Source organism: Pleomorphochaeta sp. DL1XJH-081 (genome assembly GCF_049310885.1).
Taxonomy (GTDB): domain Bacteria; phylum Spirochaetota; class Spirochaetia; order Sphaerochaetales; family Sphaerochaetaceae; genus CAYZJV01.
In genome coordinates this window covers 54566-76527 of record NZ_JBMDYO010000006.1, presented here as the reverse complement: position 1 = coordinate 76527, position 21962 = coordinate 54566, and the positions used below count along the sequence as shown (strand labels likewise).

Annotated in this window: 18 protein-coding genes; 9 read left to right on the top strand and 9 right to left on the bottom strand. The window is 46.6% G+C overall.

Going from position 1 to position 21962, the window contains the following annotated elements:
- On the top strand, nt 1–1515 hold the full coding sequence (locus tag ACODJP_RS10655) for a DUF1846 domain-containing protein (protein WP_422481314.1): 1515 nt from the start codon (nt 1–3) through the stop codon (nt 1513–1515).
- Between the two features lie 69 nt (nt 1516–1584).
- Nucleotides 1585–2223 carry an AAA family ATPase gene (locus ACODJP_RS10650; protein ID WP_422481312.1) on the top strand — a complete coding sequence of 213 codons (639 nt, stop codon included), beginning with the start codon at nt 1585–1587 and terminating at the stop codon, nt 2221–2223.
- A gap of 60 nt (nt 2224–2283) precedes the next feature.
- On the opposite strand, the gene ACODJP_RS10645 is transcribed toward ACODJP_RS10650, so the two are convergent.
- Nucleotides 2284–3618, bottom strand: a complete 1335-nt coding sequence (locus tag ACODJP_RS10645; RefSeq protein WP_422481310.1) for an acetate kinase — start codon at nt 3616–3618, stop codon at nt 2284–2286.
- A 67-nt stretch (nt 3619–3685) separates the two neighbouring features.
- On the opposite strand from ACODJP_RS10645, the gene ACODJP_RS10640 reads away from it, so the two are divergent.
- On the top strand, nt 3686–5098 hold the full coding sequence (locus ACODJP_RS10640; protein WP_422481308.1) for a hypothetical protein: 1413 nt from the start codon (nt 3686–3688) through the stop codon (nt 5096–5098).
- Here the strand turns inward: ACODJP_RS10640 and murB are convergent.
- A complete protein-coding gene (gene murB, locus ACODJP_RS10635; RefSeq protein ID WP_422481306.1) occupies nt 5070–5990 on the bottom strand; it encodes a UDP-N-acetylmuramate dehydrogenase in 921 nt (306 codons plus the stop codon). The two genes, ACODJP_RS10640 and murB, sit on opposite strands and share 29 nt — an antisense overlap.
- A 72-nt stretch (nt 5991–6062) precedes the next feature.
- Here murB and cysS point away from each other — a divergent pair, with 72 nt between their 5' ends.
- The 4 genes from cysS to ACODJP_RS10615 all read left to right on the top strand — a co-directional run bounded on the left by cysS (nt 6063) and on the right by ACODJP_RS10615 (nt 11440).
- Complete coding sequence (gene cysS, locus ACODJP_RS10630; protein ID WP_422481304.1) at nt 6063–7484, top strand: cysteine--tRNA ligase; 1422 nt, start codon at nt 6063–6065, stop codon at nt 7482–7484.
- 28 nt (nt 7485–7512) lie between these two features.
- Nucleotides 7513–8040, top strand: coding sequence for an RNA polymerase sigma factor (locus ACODJP_RS10625; protein ID WP_422481302.1), 528 nt, complete (start codon nt 7513–7515; stop codon nt 8038–8040).
- A complete protein-coding gene (locus tag ACODJP_RS10620; RefSeq protein ID WP_422481300.1) occupies nt 8030–8599 on the top strand; it encodes an anti-sigma factor family protein in 570 nt (189 codons plus the stop codon). Before ACODJP_RS10625 ends, ACODJP_RS10620 begins: the two co-directional genes overlap by 11 nt.
- A gap of 189 nt (nt 8600–8788) precedes the next feature.
- Nucleotides 8789–11440 carry a valine--tRNA ligase gene (locus tag ACODJP_RS10615; RefSeq protein WP_422481298.1) on the top strand — a complete coding sequence of 884 codons (2652 nt, stop codon included), beginning with the start codon at nt 8789–8791 and terminating at the stop codon, nt 11438–11440.
- A 72-nt stretch (nt 11441–11512) separates the two neighbouring features.
- Here the strand turns inward: ACODJP_RS10615 and ACODJP_RS10610 are convergent, their stop codons facing one another.
- The 6 genes from ACODJP_RS10610 to nagZ form a co-directional block, all read right to left on the bottom strand.
- Nucleotides 11513–11689, bottom strand: a complete 177-nt coding sequence (locus ACODJP_RS10610; protein WP_422481296.1) for a hypothetical protein — start codon at nt 11687–11689, stop codon at nt 11513–11515.
- Between the two features lie 110 nt (nt 11690–11799).
- On the bottom strand, nt 11800–13050 hold the full coding sequence (locus ACODJP_RS10605; protein ID WP_422481294.1) for a peptidase U32 family protein: 1251 nt from the start codon (nt 13048–13050) through the stop codon (nt 11800–11802).
- Nucleotides 13047–15419: an endopeptidase La gene (lon, locus tag ACODJP_RS10600; protein WP_422481292.1), complete on the bottom strand. Its 2373-nt coding sequence runs from the start codon at nt 15417–15419 to the stop codon at nt 13047–13049. Before lon ends, ACODJP_RS10605 begins: the two co-directional genes overlap by 4 nt.
- Before the next feature lie 80 nt (nt 15420–15499).
- The gene (locus tag ACODJP_RS10595; RefSeq protein ID WP_422481290.1) at nt 15500–16207 is read right to left on the bottom strand and encodes an SGNH/GDSL hydrolase family protein; all 708 of its coding nucleotides are present in this window, start codon (nt 16205–16207) and stop codon (nt 15500–15502) included.
- Entirely contained in the window at nt 16207–16845 is a 639-nt protein-coding gene (locus ACODJP_RS10590) for a queuosine precursor transporter (RefSeq protein ID WP_422481288.1), read from the bottom strand. The genes ACODJP_RS10595 and ACODJP_RS10590 overlap by 1 nt, the downstream gene beginning before the upstream one ends.
- A gap of 107 nt (nt 16846–16952) precedes the next feature.
- Complete coding sequence (gene nagZ, locus ACODJP_RS10585; protein WP_422481286.1) at nt 16953–18509, bottom strand: beta-N-acetylhexosaminidase; 1557 nt, start codon at nt 18507–18509, stop codon at nt 16953–16955.
- Nucleotides 18510–18688: 179 nt separating this feature from the next.
- Here nagZ and arcC point away from each other — a divergent pair, with 179 nt between their 5' ends.
- Nucleotides 18689–19636, top strand: a complete 948-nt coding sequence (gene arcC / locus ACODJP_RS10580) for a carbamate kinase (RefSeq protein WP_422481284.1) — start codon at nt 18689–18691, stop codon at nt 19634–19636.
- Between the two features lie 50 nt (nt 19637–19686).
- On the opposite strand, the gene ACODJP_RS10575 is transcribed toward arcC, so the two are convergent.
- Nucleotides 19687–21072, bottom strand: a complete 1386-nt coding sequence (locus ACODJP_RS10575) for a DUF4105 domain-containing protein (RefSeq protein WP_422481282.1) — start codon at nt 21070–21072, stop codon at nt 19687–19689.
- 114 nt (nt 21073–21186) lie between these two features.
- On the opposite strand from ACODJP_RS10575, the gene recO reads away from it, so the two are divergent.
- Nucleotides 21187–21954, top strand: a complete 768-nt coding sequence (gene recO, locus ACODJP_RS10570) for a DNA repair protein RecO (RefSeq protein ID WP_422481280.1) — start codon at nt 21187–21189, stop codon at nt 21952–21954.
- Nucleotides 21955–21962: the final 8 nt, after the last annotated feature.

Sequence of the window (21962 nt, the reverse complement as noted above, 5' to 3'; positions counted from 1 at the left end):
ATGACACGCACGGGATTTGACAATGAGAAGTATCTGAGGGAACAGACCCAAGCCATCTTGAAACGGATGGAGGAGTGTGATGGAAAATTGTATCTTGAGTGTGGTGGGAAACTTCTCTATGATTACCATGCTTCAAGGGTCCTTCCCGGCTTCGATCCCAACGTGAAGATGCGTGTATTTCAGTCACTCAAGGATAAGATCGATGTGATTGTCTGTATTTTCGCCGATGATATCGAAAGGCGTAAAATCCGGAGTGATTTCGGTATTACCTATGATACGGATGTTTTCAAGATGATCGACGATTTTGCCGATTGGGGTTTATCCGTAACCCGTGTGGTAATAACTAGGTTCAATGCACAACCGGCAGCCGTACAATTTATGAATCGCCTAACCAGACGTGGTATTAACGTGTATACCCACAAGGCTACGGATGGGTATCCATCAGATGTCGATACGATCGTAAGCGATGAGGGATATGGTGCGAATCCTTATATTGAGACTGAACATCCGGTTGTCCTCGTTACTGCTCCTGGTCCAGGAAGTGGGAAATTGGCGACCTGTCTCTCCCAACTCTATCATGATTATCGCAGAGGCTTGAAAAGCGGATATGCCAAGTTTGAGACTTTCCCCATCTGGAATTTGCCTATCGAACATCCGGTGAATGTTGCTTATGAGGCTGCCACGGCCGATATCGGTGATATCAATCAGATTGACCACTTCCAGCTATCGGCTTATGGAGAACATGCAGTCAACTATTCGCGCGATATGGAAGCATTCCCCTTACTCAGAAGAATAATTGAAAAGATCACCAAACAACCATCCTTCTATAAATCTCCTACCGACATGGGGGTAAACCGATGTGGTTTCGGTATTGTTGATGATGAAGCGGTACGCAATGCCGCATATCAAGAGATCATCCGTCGATATTTTGCAGCGGCTTGTGATTATGCACGGGGAATCGGAACTCAAGAGGCTATCGGAAGGATTAAGTTACTGATGGAGAACCTAGAACTGAACCCGATGATGCGTACAACCGTACCGGCAGCAGAAATTGCTCTGAAAGCTGCTGTAACAAAAGGGAAAGGAAGGGATGGTATAGTTTGCGCTGCGGCGATGGAATTGCCTGATGGCAGTATCGTATCCGGAGCGAATTCTGAGACCCTGCATGCCTCCTCAGCCTTGGTCCTCAATGCCGCGAAGCGGTTGGCTGGAATACCCAAGGCAATTGACCTGATACCGAAACAGACGATCGAGTCAATCCGGCATCTCAAGAGGGATGTATTGAGCGGGAGACGGGTAAGTCTAGACCTTGATGAGACTCTTATTTGTCTAGCTATGAGTGCACCGATAAATCCTTCTGCCCAAATTGCACTTGAGAAGCTGCCATTATTACGGGGATGCGAGGTGCATCTTACTCATTTGCCGTCTGTAGGGGATTCGAATGGTCTGAGGAAGTTGGGCTTGAATACTACCAGTGAACCTAAGTTTCCCTCTGCCAATCTCCACGATGACTAGTGATTAGAGTTTCCCCTTTCACCATAGCCATAATCACGATACAATAGGGTGTACAGAAAGGAGGAACGTATGGGAATACATACGGTAGTTTCAATCAGTAGACAATTCGGAAGTGGTGGTCGTGAAATCGGTAGACTGCTCGCCGACAAGTGTGACATCCCTTTCTATGACAGTGCACTGATTTCCATGGCTGCTGAGAAGAGCGGTATGAGCAAACAGGTCTTGGAAAATCTCGATGAAAAGGCTGCAAGTAGATTTCTCTACACTATCCCTTCGAGTATTCCTACACTCGGACATGCTTCCACCTCAGTCTATAATATGCCGCTGAGCGATACATTGTTCCTTACGCAGTACGAGATAATAAAACAACTGGCTGAAGAGGGACCATGTGTTATCGTTGGTCGTTGTTCAGATTACATCCTTAAGGAACATCCACATCATGTTTCCATATTCATCCATGCTCCTGAAGAAGTCCGTGCCCAACGTATCGCTGGATATGAAGATATCGAAATCAAAGAAGCTCTTTCCCATATCTCCAAATATGACAAGGAGAGAAGGAAGTATCACGACTACTATGCGGCAGGTACGTGGGGAAATGCAGCATTCTATGATATGACGTTAAACTCAGCACCTCTGGGAATGGATGGCACGGCAGGTTTTATCAAACAATTCATTGAAGCAATGGAAGCCCGAGAGGAAAAAATTTAGGGTTGCACCACAACCGAAGTCAGATGCAACCCTCAAAGGCAGAAGAATAATCACCGGCTATTAGCGAGGTAACGCCAATATCTTCTTCAACTCCGGCTTCTTCTTAAGATCCTGTTCCAATCCTGCAGCACGGGCTTTGTTCACATACTCCTTGTGTTGGAACGAGTAGGTGAAGTTCATGTGGACATCATAAGTTCCATTCATCAATGCATAGGCATCCTCGGTCATTACCAATTCCTCGTCGGTAGGAATGACGAATATCTTTGTCTGAGAATCGTCTGTACTGATTTCCAATTCAGCATTTCTGCATTGAGCAATCCTATTTTTATCTAGGTCCAACTTGATTCCCAAGATATCGAGATCTTTTGTAGCCCCTTCACGGATATGGGGAGCCATTTCACCAACCCCTGCGGTATAGACAAGAGCATCGACACGTCCAAGCAAAGCTGCATATGCTCCTATGTATTTCTTCAAACGGTGGCATTCGATTCCGACAGCAAGTTTCGCCTTCTCATTTCCGCCAGCTGCTTCGTCTCTTACATCTCGACGGTCACTCATACCACAAATACCGATAAGACCACTCTTCTTGTTCAGTGCGCTGTCCATCTCTTTCGCACTCATGCCGGTGCGGTTCATAATGAACGGGAGTATGGCCGGATCCAGATCTCCAGATCGGCTACCCATGACCAGACCTTCCAATGGGGTGAGACCCATGGTGGTGTCTATACAAACACCATTTTTAACTGCAGAGATCGATGCACCGTTACCGATATGGCAGATGATCAGGTTTGTATCCTTGGGCTTTTTTCCTAAAAGGACGGCAGCTCTTTTTGCAGTATAGACATAACTGGTTCCATGGAATCCATAACGTCTCACATTGAACGATGTATACCATTCATAGGGAACAGCATACATGTATGCTTCGGGGGGCATGGTCTGGTGCCAAGCTGTATCCATGACGATGGCGTGGGGGATATCGGGCATGACTTTCCGAGCAGCTTCAATACCCATGATATTGGCTGGCATATGGAGTGGACCAAGGGGAATGAGCTCTTTGAGGTGGGCTAGTACATCGTCATCCACTAACGCAGATTCCTTGAACCTCTCGCCGCCATGGAGAACGCGATGACCGACAGCACTGATCTCACTTACATCAGAAATAACTCCTCTCAATGGATCCAGCAAGGTCTTGATGATTAATTCGATTGCCTCTTTATGAGTAGGGCAAGAGACTTTTTCGGTATATTCCCCATTCTTGGTGGTTTTATGCTCTATTACGGAATAATCGAGTCCAATGCGTTCAACGACACCTACTGCGAGAACTTCTTTGTTATTCCAATCATACACCTGATATTTTGCGGAAGAACTACCGCAATTCAATGTGAGAATCACCATTACGACCTCCTGGTACTACTTGACCAAATTACTATTTTGACTGTGTACAGCCAACAATTATTTTTACATGTCACGGCTAAAAAATCAATGGATAAGAAGCAATATGAGGGATTTGGTCGTTATTTCGGTCATGGTCAATAAAACGAAGTCATCAGTTGCAATACTCATGCTACTCCTCTCAACCCCTGTATGGGCAAACATGAACATGGTCTTCTCTTCTACGATGACGAATTGGTCTATGGATCTGGAGGAGACGACTTGCCAAGTTGGTATTTCCGCTATGGAACTCTCTATGGGATTTTATGCAAGCGCAGAGATGACGGATAACAACCCTGTCACTATTGGGATTAATGGTGTCATAGCTATAGCGATAAAGATGCCGAAATTCCATTTTTACTTCGGTGATATTTCAAGAGATCCCCGTCTTGCAGTCTTCTCTTCCACCGCTTTCCAGCTTCATCCTCTTAAGGAACGCGACTATGGGCAAGTGGACGTGGTGAAGTTGGATTTTGATCTCCTTTCCCACGCATCTTGGATTTTCTCAATGACGAACCTTAATTTTACTCGTATCCATCTTTTCAGACTAGTCTCACAACAAGAAAGAGCGGGAGGTAACCTAGGTGCGCTCGTCGAGATAGGTAACCGATTGGGTATTATGAGGTTAGCTACTCTAGTAGTTGACCATGGATCCTATGCTTCAGGAGACCACACGATCAATTACAAGGCAAGGGCGATAGGCGAGGGGTATTCATCATATCTTGCATGGAGTGGAGACTATGAGGTAGCTGATTGGAGCGTATCAATCATGCCTCAATTGTTGATCCGTTTTGCATGTGATCGCGAATTGGGTTCTGCCATAGCCTCCCTCTATCGTTTGCAGATCGATCGCCATAACGTTTCGTTGGTGCTAGAACGTGTAGAGTCTTCTGCATGGGTAGGTGTCTTTGATTCTAATGGAACCAAGATTGTCGATATTCCGATGAGACGTGATACGGTCGGTCTTTCCTATGATGGGGAGACGTTCGCCCTGGATGCCTCCTTACAGGATTCTTGGTGGCAACAGACGGTGTATGCCGCAGAAAGTCAGAAGCGGAGTATTGTTGCCAGTATAGCCGGTAACTACCAAGGCTCATGGGGCGAAGCTGGTATCGCCGCACGATACCGTAAAAGAAACAATAGGTCGGCCTCTCAATCGAAGGCGATAGAACTCTCTTTTCCTCTCTCAATACGTATGGTAGCTGTTGAGCTCTCGTTCTTACCGACACTGAGGTGGTCTAAAGGATTCTCTTTGCATGGTCGCTTACTCTGTGAATTTGAAATACGTGGATTGGGAGTCTGCAAGACAAAACTCAAGATCATGTCGGAAAAGGTGGATTTGGACTTGACCTATATCCATGAGCTGAAGGGAGGAGATATCTCGGTAACCTTGGATAGTACGGGGGGAATAGGGATCAGTTGTTCCATCGACCTAGGAGGATGACCTCTCTTTCTAGGTGGATCTTGTTTCGTTTTTCGATCTCATGTTCAACTATCCTGCTCAGTTCGTAGATATCACTCGCAGAGGCGTGATGATCGTGGTTTACAATGAAATTACCATGGTGCTCGCTCACCCTAGCACCACCGAAAGACCTTCCCTTGAGTCCGGCCTCATCGATCAGTTGTCCGGCAGAGATTCCATGTGGATTCTTGAACATGCACCCTGCACTCGGGAAGTCGAATTGTCCCGTTTCCATCCGTTCGATCCTGCTTTGTTCCTTCCTCAATCTGGCTTCGCTAGTCTTCTTATTCGGTATGAGTCTGAAGGCTATTTCGTAGATAATGCTTTCGGAGTCTGTGAAGGGCGATTTCTTGTAGGAAAAGCCGCCATCCATACCTTGATAGCGATGGAAACTGCCATCCTTATCCAAATAATCTACCCATTCTATCAACTCAGATATCCATAGCCCGCCGGCGGATGCGTTTCCACGCACAGCTCCTCCGACCGTTCCGGGGAGTCCTCCCAAAGGTTCGAGGCCACTCAGGGAACGCTCTATGGCGACATTGATCGCTGTATCCAACGGAAGGCCGCTCTGGGTACAAAAGATTCGACCACGCACATGATGCTCAGTTAATCCTGTAGTGAGTATCACCAGACCTTCCACCCCTTTATCTGAGATGAGAACGTTGGAACCACCACCTAAAATAGTTGTGGGGAGGGATCGTTCCTTTGCCCACAGTAGGGCTGCCCTGAGTTCACCAAGATTGTTCGGGGTAATGAGGAAGTCGGCCTCTCCTCCCGTACCATAGGAACAGAGTGAGGCCATTGCTACATGCTCATGCACCAAGTGGTCGATATTGATTTTTTCATCTGCATTACGTATTGTGGTATCCACAGGGGTATACTATCCCATTTCCTTTTGGCATACAATGCCAGTCTGGATGGTTGCCGATTATAGGAGAACACCATGAAAATTTCCCTCCACAATACTATGAGTCGATCCATAGAGCCGTTTGAACCACTTACCAACGGCTTGGTCCGCATGTATTGTTGTGGTCCCACTGTGTATAACTTTGCCCATATAGGAAATCTCCGTACCTACATTTTCGAGGATGTGTTGAGGAGAACCTTGGAATATGGAGGATTTTCGGTAAAGCATGTGATGAATGTGACCGATGTCGGACATCTTACCGACGATGGTGATGATGGTGAGGACAAGATGGTGAAGTCCTCCAAGGAAACTGGGCGTGATGTCTACGAGATTGCTCGTATGTATACCGATGCATTCTTTTCCGATACCGACGCATTACATATCCTCAGACCTCACGTAGCTTGTCGTGCTACCCAACATATCGAAGATATGATAGCCCTCATAAAACGACTGGAGGAGAAAGGCCACACGTATGTATCCGGTGGTAATGTCTATTTCAGCATTGATACCTTCAGCCGATATGGTGAACTGGCAAAGTTAAATCTGGAAGACCTGCAATCGGGTGCTAGAATAGATGTTGACGCGAATAAGAAGAATCCAAAGGATTTTGTCCTATGGTTTACCAAATCCAAATTCGAAAACCAAGTGATGGTGTGGGATTCTCCATGGGGTAAGGGCTATCCGGGTTGGCATGTCGAGTGTTCTGCAATGAGCATGAAATATCTTGGTGAGTCTTTCGACATCCACTGTGGAGGTATAGACCATATACCAGTTCACCATACCAATGAAATTGCCCAAAGTGAGGCTGCGACCGGTAAACGTTGGGTGAAGTATTGGGTTCATGGTGAGTTCCTTATCAATGAAACAGGAAAAATGTCAAAATCGAAAGGTGAGTTCCTCACTCTCACAGTACTCCAAAAGAAGGGGTACGATCCTATGGACTATCGTTACTTCTGTTTGGGAGGTCATTATAGGAGCCAGTTGGTTTTCTCGTGGAAATCGATGGATTCCGCTAAAAATGGTAGAAAGAATTTGATGAAGCTCATTAGGGGCGTCCATCAGGATGCTACAAAAGCGATCCATTCGGATTTATCTGATAGTGCACAGAAGTATCTGGATACGTTTTTCGGTCATCTTGGGAATGATTTGAATGCACCGAGAGGTTTAGCGACAGTATGGAACCTCGTAAAGGATAATTCAGTACCAGCATCGGATAAGTTGTTTTGTTTAGGTGAGATGGACAAGATTCTCGGGCTGGGTTTGACCGTAATTGAAGAATCCGAAGAACCCTCAACAGGGGAAATTCCTGAAAATATACGGGCACTGGTCGATGAGCGGATAGAAGCCAAGAGCAACAAGAATTATCACCGTGCAGACGAGTTGCGTGCTATAGTGGAAGAAGCTGGTTACAAACTTACCGACACACCTGACGGTACAGTTGTTTCAAAAATAGTGTAACCAAGACCATGGATGAGTTGTTAAGTGTATGGAAATAAAGAGCAGCGAGAATGAATCGTTCAGGCTGGTATATGAAGAGGTGTTCCCGGTGGTGATGCGCGTTGCGTATCACGTAACCTACAACATGGATGTCTCTGAGGATATCTGTCAGGAAGCATTCATCCGGTTCTACGAGAAGAATATCGATTTTCGTTCAGTGGACGAAGCTAAGTATTGGTTGATACGGGTGACAAAAAACCTTTCGATCAATGTCATGAAGCGGAAATCGAGGGAACAGGCGATGGTGGACAAGATTAAGAAAGCCCCCAAGACACCTGTTCGGAACGGAGAGGATGCGCTCATAGATTCGGAAACGAGGACTTTGGTCCGGGAGGCTGTGGAGAAATTGCCGGAGAAGTTGAAGTCGGTCTTGGTTCTCAAAGAGTACGCCGATTTAAACTATAAACAGATTGCCGGGATCCTCCATATTTCTGAAAGTAATGTTAAGGTTAGGGTACATCGAGCCCGTAAAATTATGGAGTCGATGCTTGACCGGGAGGAAATGCATGTGTCTTGATGACCAGATTTTAAACACGTATCTGGATGGAGAGCTCTCCGAGCCATGGAAGACCCAGGTGGAGGAGCATCTCAACTACTGCACTGCTTGCAAGACGCGGTTCGAGCAATTGCGCTCATTACACAGGGTTGTCTCAGGTGCAAGACTCGAGGAGCAGGAGATTGCTCCTCATCAGGACAAGGTCTTCCAGTTCATAGAAAAGAATTATATGGAAAAGAGGAGTAAGGTTGGATTCTTCCATAGAGACTTTCGTATAAAGACCCCCACCTTACTCATGGCTGCTGCAGCTTTTATATTCGTATTGGTCGGTGCCTTGTTGATTGGACCGGGCAGTGCAACAGAATCGGATCAACTAATTCCCCGTGTGGTTCCAGCATCCGAAGGGGCACTCGTCCAGGTCAGAGCAACCGAAGGTTTGGCCGCATCCCAGGTCTTGGAGAATTTCCCGTTGGAGGATATCCTCAAGTATCTCGACTCCAAAGGATATGAGGTCGACCTCCGGGTGAAGGGAATCCAACCCATGGGCGAACAACAGGGTGAAGAGCCGATAGTGGAATAGAGCATCCAGTAACAAAAGGATAGAAAACCGTCTGTATGGTACCAGTGTACTTCATCAGGCGGTTTTTTTTGCCCTAGGCTCTCCTAAGGTCACATTTCCTGTTCAGTCGTAGAGTTGTCACAATGGGACGATTTTGCTAGTATGGGTGATCGTCACACATCGATCGATACGAACCTAGGAGGCAATTCCATGAAAGCTGTGGAACTGGACAAGGCATACAACCCAAAAGATTTTGAGGACAGGATCTACGAAGATTGGAAGAGCAATGGTTTCTTCTTGCCGAAAGAGGGAGAAGGTCCCTCCTTCACCATTGTTATGCCACCTCCCAATGTAACTGGTATACTCCATATGGGGCATGCGTTGAATAACCAGCTTCAAGACACATTAGTTCGTTACCATAGAATGTGTGGCGAGCCATCATTGTGGCTTCCTGGAACGGATCACGCCGGAATAGCAACTCAACATGTTGTCGAGAGACAATTAGCCCAAAAGGGTCTACGCAGACAGGATCTGGGACGTGAAAAATTCATAGAGGAGACTTGGAAGGTAAAAGATCGCCACCATGCGACCATCTCAAAGCAATTGGAGAAGATTGGATCTTCGTGTGATTGGTCCCGTGAACGGTTCACGATGGATGAAGGTCTTTCAAAGGCTGTCCGTGAAGCATTTGTCACCCTGTATGAAAGAAAGTTGATCTACAAGGGCAACTATCTGGTGAATTACTGCCCTCACTGTGGAACCGCATTGGCAGATGATGAAGTAGAACACAAGAATCTCCCAGGAAAGTTATACCAGGTCTCCTACCCATACGCTGAAGGTGAGGGGAGTATCACTGTCGCCACGACCAGACCCGAGACCATGTTCGGAGACGTCGCTGTTGCCGTCAATCCTGCCGATGAGCGATATGCCCATCTTATCGGTACTTCGGTCATCCTTCCCCTGGCAAACAAAAGAATCCCTATCATCGCCGACAGTTATGTCGATATGGAGTTCGGTACCGGTATGGTCAAGATCACTCCTGCCCACGACCCCAATGACTGGGCCATCGGGCAGAGGCATGATCTCGAGACGGTCAATATCCTGAATCCGGATGGGACTCTGAACGAAAACGTTCCAGAAGCATATAGGAATCTCGATGTGGCCATTGCCCGCAAGCGTGTTGTCGCGGATCTTGCCTCGGAAGGATATCTTTTAGGTGAGGCTGACCATAACCACGATGTCGGCCATTGTTATCGATGTTCTACCGTGATCGAACCCTACCTCTCCGAACAGTGGTTCGTCTCGATGCGACAAATGGCTGACAAGGCTCTTGGGGCTTGGAAGGATGGCAAGATCTCCTTTTATGCAAAACGTTGGGAGAACACTTATAGCCATTGGTTGGAGAATATCAGGGACTGGTGCATAAGCCGACAATTGTGGTGGGGGCACCGGATTCCTGTCTGGTACTGCTCTGATTGTGGCCATATGATGGTAGAACGAGAGGATCCGACCTCCTGTAGCAAATGTGGCTCAGCTCATATTGAACAAGATACCGATGTCCTCGATACTTGGTTCAGCTCTTGGTTGTGGCCTTTCAGTACATTAGGTTGGCCTGAATCGACTCCCGATCTGAAGAAATTCTTTCCTACAACCACACTGGTGACCGGATATGATATCATATTCTTCTGGGTATCTAGGATGATAATGGCCTCCTTGGAATTCTTAGGTGAAGTACCGTTTCGTGATATTTATATCACTGGCTTGGTTCGGGATAAGCAAGGTCGGAAAATGTCCAAATCCCTCGGCAATGGGATAGATCCGCTTGAGGTCGTGGACCTCTATGGAGCGGATGCCATGAAATTCACTCTCTGTTATATGGCTGCTCAAGGTCAGGATATCCTCATTGATATGGATTCATTCAAGCTCGGATCCCGATTCGCCAATAAGATGTGGAATGCGACTCGATTCCTCCTTATGAATTTGGAGGGAAGGGAACTTGTTCCTGTAGATCGTAGCAATTTGGGTGTGATGGACCAATGGATGTACCACCAGGTCAATGATGCTGCTGCGAAAGTGTCCACCGCGATTGAGGGATATCGTTTCAACGATGCCGCTCAAGCCATATATGATGTATTCTGGAATGATTTCTGCGATTGGTACGTAGAGGCTACCAAACATGCTTTGTCAACCAAAGGTGAAGATGAACGTAATCGTCAGGTGAGTGTAATGTTGGATCTGCTGGCGACACTTATGCGCCTTATGCATCCATTTGTCTCATTCATAACTGAGGAAATTTATGGAAAGTTGCCCAATACAACCGGGCATATCATTGACGCTGCGTATCCCGTGTATTGTGATGAAAATAGATATTCCGATGCCAAGAATATGGTCGATGCAATGCAGGAATTCGTTCGGGGGGTTCGTTCATTAAGAAGCGAGCTTCAAATTGGAGCGGAAAGGAAGCTTCATGTCTCTTTCCGTCCTGATACGGGTTTTGTCGCTACCGATTTCGTCAAAGAGCATATCGGGTTGATCTCCACATTCATCGGAGCTTCTCGTCTGGATGTCGATACCGAGCATACCGCATCGATAGAGAAGGCCGTACCTGTAGCCGGTCCCGGATTCGAGGCTTTCGTATTCGTTCGTGACGCTATTGATGTAGAACAGGAAATTTCACGGATTGAGGAAGATCTGGCAAAAACCGAGAAGTCGCTGGAAGGAACGTTGAAGAAGCTATCTAATGAACAGTTCATAGCAAACGCGAAGGAAGTTGCTATAGAGAAGGAAAAAGGTAAACGGACTGAATTCGAGGAAAAACTCGAGAAAGGCCGCAAACACCTGCAACTGCTTCGCAGTCTGTGATACGAAGATTTAAACCAAAAAAATCGGGGCCCTTGTGGCCCCGTTGAGTAAAAGAAATTTAGCATTCCGCTTCTAGAGTTCGCTCTTCTCTTCCTGGATTTCCTTGCGTCTTTCCTTCGAAAGTTTTGCAATCTCACCGAGAGCCTTTCTTGCTCTTGCAGCAGAAGCCTTGATTCCTTTTTCTGTGAATTTCTGGTTTTCTGCGATGTAAGCCTCATACTGAGCTACGATTTGCTCATGGATAGTCATTGGCAAGCCTCCTATAAGTTCTTGCGTTTATAGTAGCATATCTACATCAAATGACAAGAATTTTCCCAATAAAATCGCTAAAAAACGGTTAAAATTAACAGAATTTTGACCTAATTCAATTTTTTTCGTATGATAAAGCCCGGTTTGACCGGTTTTTTCGTGCGGATTCTCACAGACTGGTGGTGATTGGCCGATTCGACGGTATTTCCTTCTTTATCGAGAATAGAGAAATCCGTATCCTCAATTCCCAACGTTTTCGGACCGATGAATTCCAACGCGGTTCCCTGCTCTATCTTGTTTTTCAAGGAGAGGTCAAACAATCCTGGCTCTACTTCATCCTGAATGGTGCCTATCAAGAGATAATCACGAAGATAGCTCACTTCAGTTGGGTTGGCGATCTCCTCATTATCAAAAAAGAACCCGGTAGAAAACTCTCGATGACTTACTCGGAACAGCTCATCCCGATATTCACGCCAATCTTCCGAACCGGCTTTCCCTTCAAGCGCATCAATCGCCTTCCGATATGCCCTCGTAACGGTCGCGACATAGTAAAGCGATTTCATCCTTCCTTCAATCTTGAATGAATCGATTCCAGCTTCCTTGAGTTTTGCCAAGTGATCTATCATACAGAGGTCCTTGGATGAAAGAATGGTGGTATAGCCATCTCCCTCATTGACCGGGAAATACGTTCCTGGACGACTTTCCTCTTCCAATGCCAATTCTCCAGAAGGGAACGAACCCTCTGTTTCCTGCCGCTCCATCAAGCGGTATGTCCATCTGCAGGTATGTGAACAATCCCCCTGGTTGGCACTTCGTCCGGTAAGGAATGCACTGAGGAAGCACCTTCCTGAATAGGCCATACACATAGCCCCGTGGACAAACGTCTCAATCTCCATTTCAGGGTTGGTATCCTTGATACGACGGATTTCATCCAGAGGAGTTTCCCTTCCAAGTATAACCCGAGAAAAGCCGAAATCGGCATAAGCTTGGACAGCCGCACTATTCAAACAATTCGCTTGTGTGCTCAAGTGCAATGCCCTGCTTTCTCCGAAATGATTTTTGAGGATATGGGCAGCACCGATATCGCTTACGATGAAAGCATCGAATGGGTATCTTCCCAATAGCTCAAGTTTTTCTTTCAACAGCCCTATATCCTTCTCATGCATGTAGCTGTTTACCGCAGCGAATAGCTTTTTTTCCCCTTTTATACGTTTAAGGGAGTCTATATCGTCTTCGGTAATATTGCCTGCACGGGTACGCAAGGAAAAATCCTGCATACCCACATAGGCTGCATCGGCACCATAGGTGTAGGCATAGGTAAGTTTTTCCAAGGTGCCCGCTGGGCTGAGTAATTCAATCACGTAGATGCTCCCTGGCTGACCTTCTCTTCGCCAAACACATGGTACAGTACCTCATCGAATGTCGACACGGGGTGGAATGTGAGGCCCTTCTTGATTTCCTGATCCAGCTCATCGAGATCACGCTTGTTGAATTTGGGTATCAAGATGGTTTCAATCTTGTTCCTACGGGCTGCGAGGACCTTCTCCTTCAATCCTCCGATAGGCATAACCTTGCCAACCAAATCGAGTTCTCCAGTCATGGCGAGGTCTTGTTTTATCACTTTATTCGTGATCAATGAGTAGAATGCTGTCGCCATAGTGATTCCAGCGGATGGACCATCCTTTGGGGTCGCACCTTCAGGAACATGGAGATGGATTGCATGGGTATCGAACCATGTCGCTTCAATTCCATGATCGGTAGCAATGGATTTTAGGTGGGTTAGGGCGATATTCGCCGATTCCTGCATAACCTCACCCAACTTTCCAGTTAATTTGAGTTCCCCCTTGCCGGGATACGAGACCGCTTCAATCATTAATGTATCTCCACCCATACTGGTCCATGCCAAACCAATTGCCATTCCTGGTCTATCAGCCCTGAGGATCTCATCTTCGTAGAATATCGGTTGCCCAAGATATTCTATCATTTTCTGTCTATTAATACGGACAGGAAGCTTGGGCTCCTTTTCCAAAATTTCACGGGCAACTTTCCGATGGATCCGGTCCAAGGATTTTTCATAATTACGTACACCAGCCTCCCTTGCATACGATTCTGCAATATCCTGGAGGATAGCAGAAGTATAGGAGACCTCCTTCTTGGTAAGGCCATGTTTCTTGAGACTCTTTGGCACCAGGTATTTCTTCCCGATCGAGAGTTTTTCCTGCGTGGTATAACCGGCTATCTGGATGATTTCCATCCTGTCGAGCAATGGTCTTGGTATCGTCTCCAGAGTATTCGCAGTTACGATGAACAGGATCTCTGAGATGTCAAAGGGCAAATCCAAGTAATGGTCACGGAATGCGAGGTTCTGTTCAGGGTCTAGTACTTCCAAGAGAGCCGAGGCAGGATCGCCTTGGAAAGATACGCCCATCTTGTCTATTTCATCTATGAGGAAGACGGGATTCTTGGATTTTACCGTTTTCAGCCCCTGAATAACCTTTCCAGGCATAGCCCCGATGTAGGTTCGACGATGACCCTTGATCTCAGCTTCGTCACGCATACCTCCTACACTGAAACGGTAGTATTCCTTCTTCAATGCTCTTGCGATCGACCTTCCGACTGAGGTTTTTCCTACTCCGGGAGGACCCACAAGACAGATAATGGAACCTTTGGTATCCTGTTTCTTCTTTCGTACAGCGAGATACTCGAGAATTCTATCCTTCACATCCTTAAGTCCATAGTGGTCTTTTTCAAGGATCTTCTGAGCCGACTCAAGAGTGAAATCTTCGGGCTTTGGTTCCTGCCAAGGGAGCGCGGCTATTGTTTCAAGATAGGTTCTTGTGATGGAATAGTCGGGACTGTTTGGGTCCAGCGATTGGAACTTCTCCAATTCATTGTTCACTGCTTCAGCGACTTCACCTTCCAGATTTAAAGCTGCTATCTGTTTGCTTATCTTGTTGAACGTAGCGCTACGAGGGTCGCTTGTAAGACCGAGTTCCTGCTGGATATGTCGAAGCTCTTCACGGAGGAAGTACTCCCTCTGATTCTTCTCCAACTTGCTGTTGACCCGATTCTGGATCTGTTCTTGCATGGCAAGAACCTGTTGCTCCTTCTTGATGAATACCAGAACCCTCTCCATCCTTCTACGGACATTGAGTGTCTCCAAAATCCTCTGTTGCTGTCGCCTGTCGATATTGATGATACTGGCAATGAAGTCAGCCATTTTTCCAGCCTGGTCGATATTGACCATATTCAAGCGCATTTCTTCGGTAAAGAGAGGATTTCCTTTTGACAATTTTTTTGTCTCAGTGATTAATTGCCGGGTCCATGCCTTCAGTTCGGTAGGGTTGTCTTCGATATCATTGAGATATTCGACATCAGCTATGATGAACTTTCCGTTTGCATGGAAATCCTTCACCTGGAAGCGTTTCAGCGTTGAGATGAATATATTCATGCCACCATCGGGCAATTTTATTCTCTTGATGATTTTAGCTATTGTTCCCACTCTATAGAGATTCTCCGGCTCGTAGTCGGTCTTGGACTCATCCTTGACCAGAAGTAGTCCGAGGTCTCCACCATGGGCCATAGCCTGATTTACTATTTCGATGTCTTCCTTGCTTTCAATCACCAATGGGGTGAAGAGGCCTGGGAAAATAGGATTTCCGACCAAGGGAAGCACGAAAAGGTTATGGGGCAGGTTCTGTTCTATAGGTATCAATTCCTGATCTGCCATGTATTATCCTCCACTAAGGTATAGTTACTGCTTATGCGTATATCCAATGTAATAAAAGATTCGCTGGCCGTGTAGTTGTTTTACCAGGGTAATACTGCTGAAATCGCAGAGGCTATCGTTTGCGCACCCAAGGCGTTGGGATGGATTCCATCGATAGTGACTATGAGGTCTCTTTGCGATGAAACCGCAGCTGCATTCTTTTCATCATTTCCAATGGATTGGACATCCTTGGCTATGTCTCCCGGACTTTCAGGAAGGTAGGACGAATTGCCTTCGGCCTGTATCACCAATTGTTCGAGAGCAGTCGTGATATCACACCAGACGACTTTGTCGATACTCTCGGCGATTGCATAGAGCGACTCATTCCATCTTCTCATGATTGTATTGGGTTCTGAGTCGAGATTTTCTCCGAGTATCGGTATCGAACATAGTACAAACATCACTTCGGGATGCGAGGTCGTCATCCGCTCCATCCGCTCTTGGACCGATTTCTTGAATGCATCGTCAGAAGATTCATTGAATGCCGGTCCCGCCTGTCCCTGTTTCCACGCAGGGAAGTGCTTTGCCATATACGGGAGGAGGATATCGTTGGCTCCTCCTTGGATAACGATAGTAGTTTGTCTACCAGACTTTTTGGCTTTCAGGTACCTATCGACTCTATGTGCGATATTCGACCAGGTATCACCTTCAATACCATGGACCTCTGTCGGTAAAGGTATGTATCGCCGGTATGCTATACCGATTCGCCCTGCAGTGAGACTATCGCCGAAGAGGACCGTCTTTCCCATTACATCTCCTTTTCTCCCTTTTTCATCCACCATACGCCCAAGTAGCATAATGGGGTATCTAGGAGTGCGAAGAGGACCTTAAATAGCCAATATGGGATGATGAGGCTGAAAATGAAAGGTACAGTGTAGCGTTCTGTCATATGGAAAAAAGCAATAAACATGAAAATGGTTGTGTCGATAAATTGGCTGACTATCGTGCTTGCATTGTTTCTGATCCAGAGATGTTTCTCCTTGGTCAGTCTTTTAATTGCCGAGAAGGTTAGGACATCGACATGCTGGGCAATGAAAAATGATACGATACTTGCTGCGGTCATTCTCATACTCGAACCGAATATCGTGGCATACGATTCCTGTAACCCCCACGTGGGATTTGCTGGTAGAGCGATGCAAAGTCCTATCATGGCGAACATGAATACGAGCATCGCAGTGGAGAGGTTGACGAATTGGGCTGATGTTTTTCGTCCATGAACTTCTCCAATAATATCGGTAACCAAAAACAGTATCGGCATGAAGAATACTCCAACCGATGCCCGGACCGAACCGAGAGTCGTGATCTTTGATCCTAGGGTATTAACCAACACCATTGAGGTCAGATAGAGGGCGAACAGTAGCATTTTCTTGTGATCACGGTTGAACATGGTATACTCCTCAGAGCCTGTTTGGGCACTGATAGTACCGGAAAATCGACGTTTGGTAAAGGGTTTTTCGTATGATAACCTGCATATAGTCTGTCAGGGCATACCCCTCACCAGTGGACGGGGAGGACCCCGGTAGCGCTTCTCTCTTTGGTCAATACACATCGGATTGCCTCGAACGCTAACGGAGAATATTCGAATGCCGCATAGCTATGGATATTCTCTGCCAGATAAAGCAGATCATACGGATTACCAAGAGAGATCACTATAGTTGGTAAACCAGTACCCGCCATTGCATTTGCCAATGCCAATTGGCCTTGGTTGAGGTGTCCATTGCATGTACCGATAACGATCGATGTAGCGCCTTTGGTCTCTTCCATGAGTGCAATAATATCATCTTTATTGGGATCATCTCCTGTAAGCGTAGAGCGTCCTCCTATATGATCCGCCATCCACTGAGGGAAGGGAGTGTCCAAAGTAGCCCCATCGGATATTTCGGCATTGCTTATGTGGCTACATCCCATGAAAAGGGGATGTTCTCCAAGATCGGGCTCTTCATCCAAGGGAAGGTTCCCTACACAGATAGCTCTTGCCATGATTGCTTTGGCTACGTCTTTATGTTCTTCACTACCAACAATCCTGGGAGAGGGAAGAGCGGAAAGGGTGTATCTCTCTTTGACTGAAAGGAGCCTAGCCAATGATTGTTGGTGTTCTTCCCAGTCAAGGTAAGAGTTTCCAAAACTATCAGCTATTGCCCGATACGCCTCTTCTACCAACTGGTGGGTGTGGCTTATCAGGACAAGATCCACTCCTGCTCTGAGCGCCTCTACCGTACCATGGACGGTGCCGAAATGTTCTATGATAGGTCCCATTTCCATACAATCAGAGAATACCAACCCTGTATATCCGAGTTCGTTCCTCAGAAGATCGGTCACCAAAGCCCTAGACAGGGTAGCGGGTACATGGCTTTTCTCTATCGAGGGTACGAGGATATGACTGGTCATGATAGCTGGAATTTCTGCATCTATCGCTGCCATGAATGGTATGAGTTCACATGCAAGTAATTCTTCTTTGGTCTTCTCTATCAAAGGAAGTCCAGTATGACTATCAATTGTAGTGTCTCCGTGTCCAGGGAAATGCTTTGCCACACTTAGGACATCTCCTTCAGATAGACCTCGGTACATCGCTGTACCAAACTGTGCCACATTATCCGGTTTATCGGAGTACGAGCGTACGCCGATTACGGGATTCGATCGGTCGCTATTAACATCCAATACAGGAGAAAGGTTGCATTGTATGCCTAAAGCCCGCAACTCCTCGGCTACAATGCGACCTGCGGTAAAGGCATTTCCTTGGTCTCCTGTTGCCCCGATAGCCATTGCTCCAGGTATATGGGTCGACTTATCATGGAGACAACTCGAAGTTCCCCCCTCTTCATTTATCATTACTAGTGGTTCGATCCCTGTCTCTTCCACTATAAGATTCCGGATATCCGTGCAGAGTTTTCTCAGTTGCCTCGTGCTTCTGATATTGCGTCTGAAGAGAATGACATTGCCTACTTTGTAGTTTCTGACCAGATTCCTGAAGGAATCATCCAAAGAGGTTCCATGCACTCCAGCCACGAGGTGTTGTCCGATCGATTGTTCGAATGTTAGATCCTTGCTCATGGGTAACTCCTTGGTGATACAATTGTAATCATATAAAACAGTTGTTGAAAAACGGTACCACTAGGAAGTCGATTTTGTCAACGGAAAGAAAATTGTTGCAATTTGTTGCATAGCTGGTATACTGTGGAAACTGCGGCGCTTATAAAGCCGTATAGCAAGGCATATGACGGAGAATAACTATGGATACCAGCAAATTGATCGTAATAGCAATCGGAGGTAATTCCCTTATTGAGGATTCGAAGCATGTAAGTGTTTCGAGCCAGTACGAAGCGGCACGGAAAACAGCACATCATATCGTTCGTTTGGTAAAGGCTGGTCATCGAGTGGTGATAGCTCATGGCAATGGTCCTCAAGTCGGATTCATACTTCTCAGGGCGGAGTATAGCAAATCTATTTTGCATACCGTACCACTCGACTCCTGTGTTGCAGATACTCAGGGAGCTATCGGTTACCAGTTGCAGATGGCCTTACATAATGAATTCGCAAAAGAGGGGATACTGCCCCAGGTGGCAACTATAGTAACCCAGGTTGAGGTGGATCCGAATGACAAATCATTCCATAATCCAACCAAGCCGATCGGATCATTCATGTCAAAGGAGGATGCCGATAGCCACAGGATCCACGATGGTTGGGATGTGGTAGAGGATTCTGGTAGAGGATATCGGCGGGTAGTGGCATCCCCAAAACCGGTTTCTATTGTTGAATTGGATACTGTCAGAACATTGGTCGATAACAACGTTATCGTCATTGCTGCCGGTGGTGGCGGTATACCGGTGGTCCGTCATGAAGATGGTTCTTTGGAGGGGCGTGAAGCTGTTATTGATAAGGATCTAGCGGCAGCGCTTATGGCCAAGGAGCTTAAGGCTGATCTTTTTGTAATCTCAACAGCTGTCGAGAAGGTATGTCTTAATTTCGGTAAACCAGAGCAAAAGGAACTCGATACCATAGATTTGGCAGAATGCCAGAAGTATGTGGATGAGGGGCATTTCGCTCCTGGAAGCATGTTGCCGAAAGTCTTGGCTATGATGGATTTCGTCAAATCAACCGGGAATGTGGGATTGATCACTAACCCTGAGAATATCTATGGTGCATTGTATGAGGGCAAGGGGACGAAAATCGTCAAATGAAAGGTATAATCGCCTAAGTATCAGGACCTCCACCAGGGGGCCCTGTTTTTTTACAGATCATCATCATCCAAAAACTTGTGTCTCTTTCTGAACAGGCGTTCGAAGGGTATACTGCTATTGGCAATATAGATTGGAAGTAACGTGAGCATGATCTGCCAGTTTTGTTGGATCAGAAGATCAAAGAAAACTCCTTTCAGGATAATCGAAACCGCTATCAATAGTGCCAACACGGTATTGCCCTTGCGAAACCGCTGGATGGCTTTCTCTTTTCCGAATGCTGAGGCCAAGGCTTGGATCGACATGACGAGAAGCCATGGGTTTGCAAAGAGGATATTTTCGTTGAAGTAGGTCACGTCATGGTTACTAGCGATCATCATGAAAAGCAACAAGGTTCCAAGAATACCGGTTGCGAAAGTCCAAATGAAATTGAGCCAACCTTCGCATATCCTTCCCATGCTTTGGAACCATGTGTATTTGCTGGATGTCATGACTCTGCCGAATACCAGTGAAAGGATTCCGACAAAAAAACCGAATAGCAATCCATAGGGAGTCATTGATCGGTAGGATTGCATGACTAGAGGTCGGATTCCAGGCGTCGCTTCATGAATGATCTTCCGTTCTCCGGATACGATAGGTACCACAGTACCTGAGCCATCGGTGTAGGAAAAATCGAGAAGGGCTTGTTCAAGTACAGCGGGGAGAAACATCGCTTCCCAGAGCGTTATAGGCTTATCGATAACACCACTTTGGAGAAAATTCAACGTCCAATCAATACCTGGTGACGCTGCTGTATGCCGCATTACCATTTGCCGTAAAGATTCCTCGTATGGTATCGAGGTAGCCCATTCTTTGAATTGCCCACCCACAGTCTTGTCGATGAGATCCCTGATCCGTGTTGAGCAGTTCTCATTATAGTGGTGATAAAGATAGGTATTGTTCTCGGGTTGAATATTGAAGTTCAGGAAATTGACCAGCTCCAATGTAGCCGATGCCGGAAGATTGAGTGTGATTGAGGATGTCGTACGGTCTTCCTCTATGGCCAGTGCATGCCGTGCTGGAGCCGATGTAGCCCATACTTCATAATTCAGGCGACCTAAGGCGAATGTCTGATAAAAATCGTCATCGAAACTGAATATTCCGTAATCGTACATTACACTTCGTTCGGTGTTGCGGTCGGTAACGACTAGACCAGAGTGGCCGAACCATATGTAAAGGGGATCTCCTCTTCCCATTGTGGTCAATGAGATCTCCAGCTGATTGGCAGCCGATTTTTCCTGTTCATTGAGTTCACGGATGAATTCCTTGTCCGACAATACCTTTTCTGAAGCCATGGGATCATCTAGCTGCAATGTGGGATAAAGTGATATGGCTGGAAGGGTGAGGCTCCAAAAAATCAGGAGTCCGAACAACAACACCCGCTTGCATCTCGGCATCATGACGGTATCATACCACATTTCATGGCGTTTGGTTGACAGAGTTTCAGTGAGAAGATACTCTGTTTCCATGCTTTTGAAGGTCATGCCACAACACTGTTGCCCAGGGGTCGTCATATGGAACGGAACATAAGCATCGAGGGCATTGTATTGACCAATAGGCGATGGGGTGAGCTGCATCGCAAAGTCACATTGCTCTCACCGGAGCTGGGGGTATTCGATGCTGTGGCATATGGGGCAAGAAAGGGTAAGCTTGCAGGTGGCATCGAACCGTGTACCATAGGGACTTTCTATCTCTACCATAATCGGGCAAGGAGTGAATACTCGCTCAAAGATGTCCAACCGATTGGATCGACTGGCTCACTACGTGAGGATATCGTAAGACTCTATATTGCACATGCAATGGTGGAGATGGCCTTGCGGATGCATGGTGGCGACTATGGTGTCTTGTATCGGATAATGGGTAGTTTTATTATGCTGTTGCAGGAACCAAGCATAGACCCTAGGCTGGTCCTGATCCAATTCATCTGGAAGTTCATTGGAATCATGGGTCTGCAGCCAGACTTGCGATCGTGTCCTATCTGCTTTACCTCCTATGACGAAAGTGAGATTCTCTCGTTCAATACAGGACTTCATACCGCATGCTGTGCCCAATGTGGCGATGTGGATACCGAAGGCTTTGAATTGGCTATGGGCCCAGGTGCAAGAAGGTACCTGCTGCTTACCAAAGGCTTGGAAGAAAGTGATTCTGTCTCTATCGAATTGAGTGAAACCGCTACATTGCGTATGATTCGTTACCTGATGCGGTATGTCACCAATATTCTCGGACAACCGCTGAGCAGCCTCTCTGGGGGAGTCCTGATGGAGGCCTTACATGCAAATTGAAAAAAGGT

Coding starts and splice junctions, on each gene's coding strand:
- ACODJP_RS10640 (WP_422481308.1), top strand. CDS start 3,686: ATGTCACGGCTAAAAAATCAATGGATAAGAAGCAATATGAGGGATTTG.
- recO (WP_422481280.1), top strand. CDS start 21,187: ATGGAACGGAACATAAGCATCGAGGGCATTGTATTGACCAATAGGCGA.
- ACODJP_RS10625 (WP_422481302.1), top strand. CDS start 7,513: ATGGAAATAAAGAGCAGCGAGAATGAATCGTTCAGGCTGGTATATGAA.
- ACODJP_RS10655 (WP_422481314.1), top strand. CDS start 1: ATGACACGCACGGGATTTGACAATGAGAAGTATCTGAGGGAACAGACC.
- ACODJP_RS10615 (WP_422481298.1), top strand. CDS start 8,789: ATGAAAGCTGTGGAACTGGACAAGGCATACAACCCAAAAGATTTTGAG.
- ACODJP_RS10575 (WP_422481282.1), bottom strand. CDS start 21,072: ATGATGCCGAGATGCAAGCGGGTGTTGTTGTTCGGACTCCTGATTTTT.
- ACODJP_RS10620 (WP_422481300.1), top strand. CDS start 8,030: ATGTGTCTTGATGACCAGATTTTAAACACGTATCTGGATGGAGAGCTC.
- nagZ (WP_422481286.1), bottom strand. CDS start 18,509: ATGAGCAAGGATCTAACATTCGAACAATCGATCGGACAACACCTCGTG.
- arcC (WP_422481284.1), top strand. CDS start 18,689: ATGGATACCAGCAAATTGATCGTAATAGCAATCGGAGGTAATTCCCTT.
- ACODJP_RS10610 (WP_422481296.1), bottom strand. CDS start 11,689: ATGACTATCCATGAGCAAATCGTAGCTCAGTATGAGGCTTACATCGCA.
- ACODJP_RS10595 (WP_422481290.1), bottom strand. CDS start 16,207: ATGGGAAAGACGGTCCTCTTCGGCGATAGTCTCACTGCAGGGCGAATC.
- lon (WP_422481292.1), bottom strand. CDS start 15,419: ATGGCAGATCAGGAATTGATACCTATAGAACAGAACCTGCCCCATAAC.
- ACODJP_RS10590 (WP_422481288.1), bottom strand. CDS start 16,845: ATGTTCAACCGTGATCACAAGAAAATGCTACTGTTCGCCCTCTATCTG.
- ACODJP_RS10645 (WP_422481310.1), bottom strand. CDS start 3,618: ATGGTGATTCTCACATTGAATTGCGGTAGTTCTTCCGCAAAATATCAG.
- cysS (WP_422481304.1), top strand. CDS start 6,063: ATGAAAATTTCCCTCCACAATACTATGAGTCGATCCATAGAGCCGTTT.
- ACODJP_RS10650 (WP_422481312.1), top strand. CDS start 1,585: ATGGGAATACATACGGTAGTTTCAATCAGTAGACAATTCGGAAGTGGT.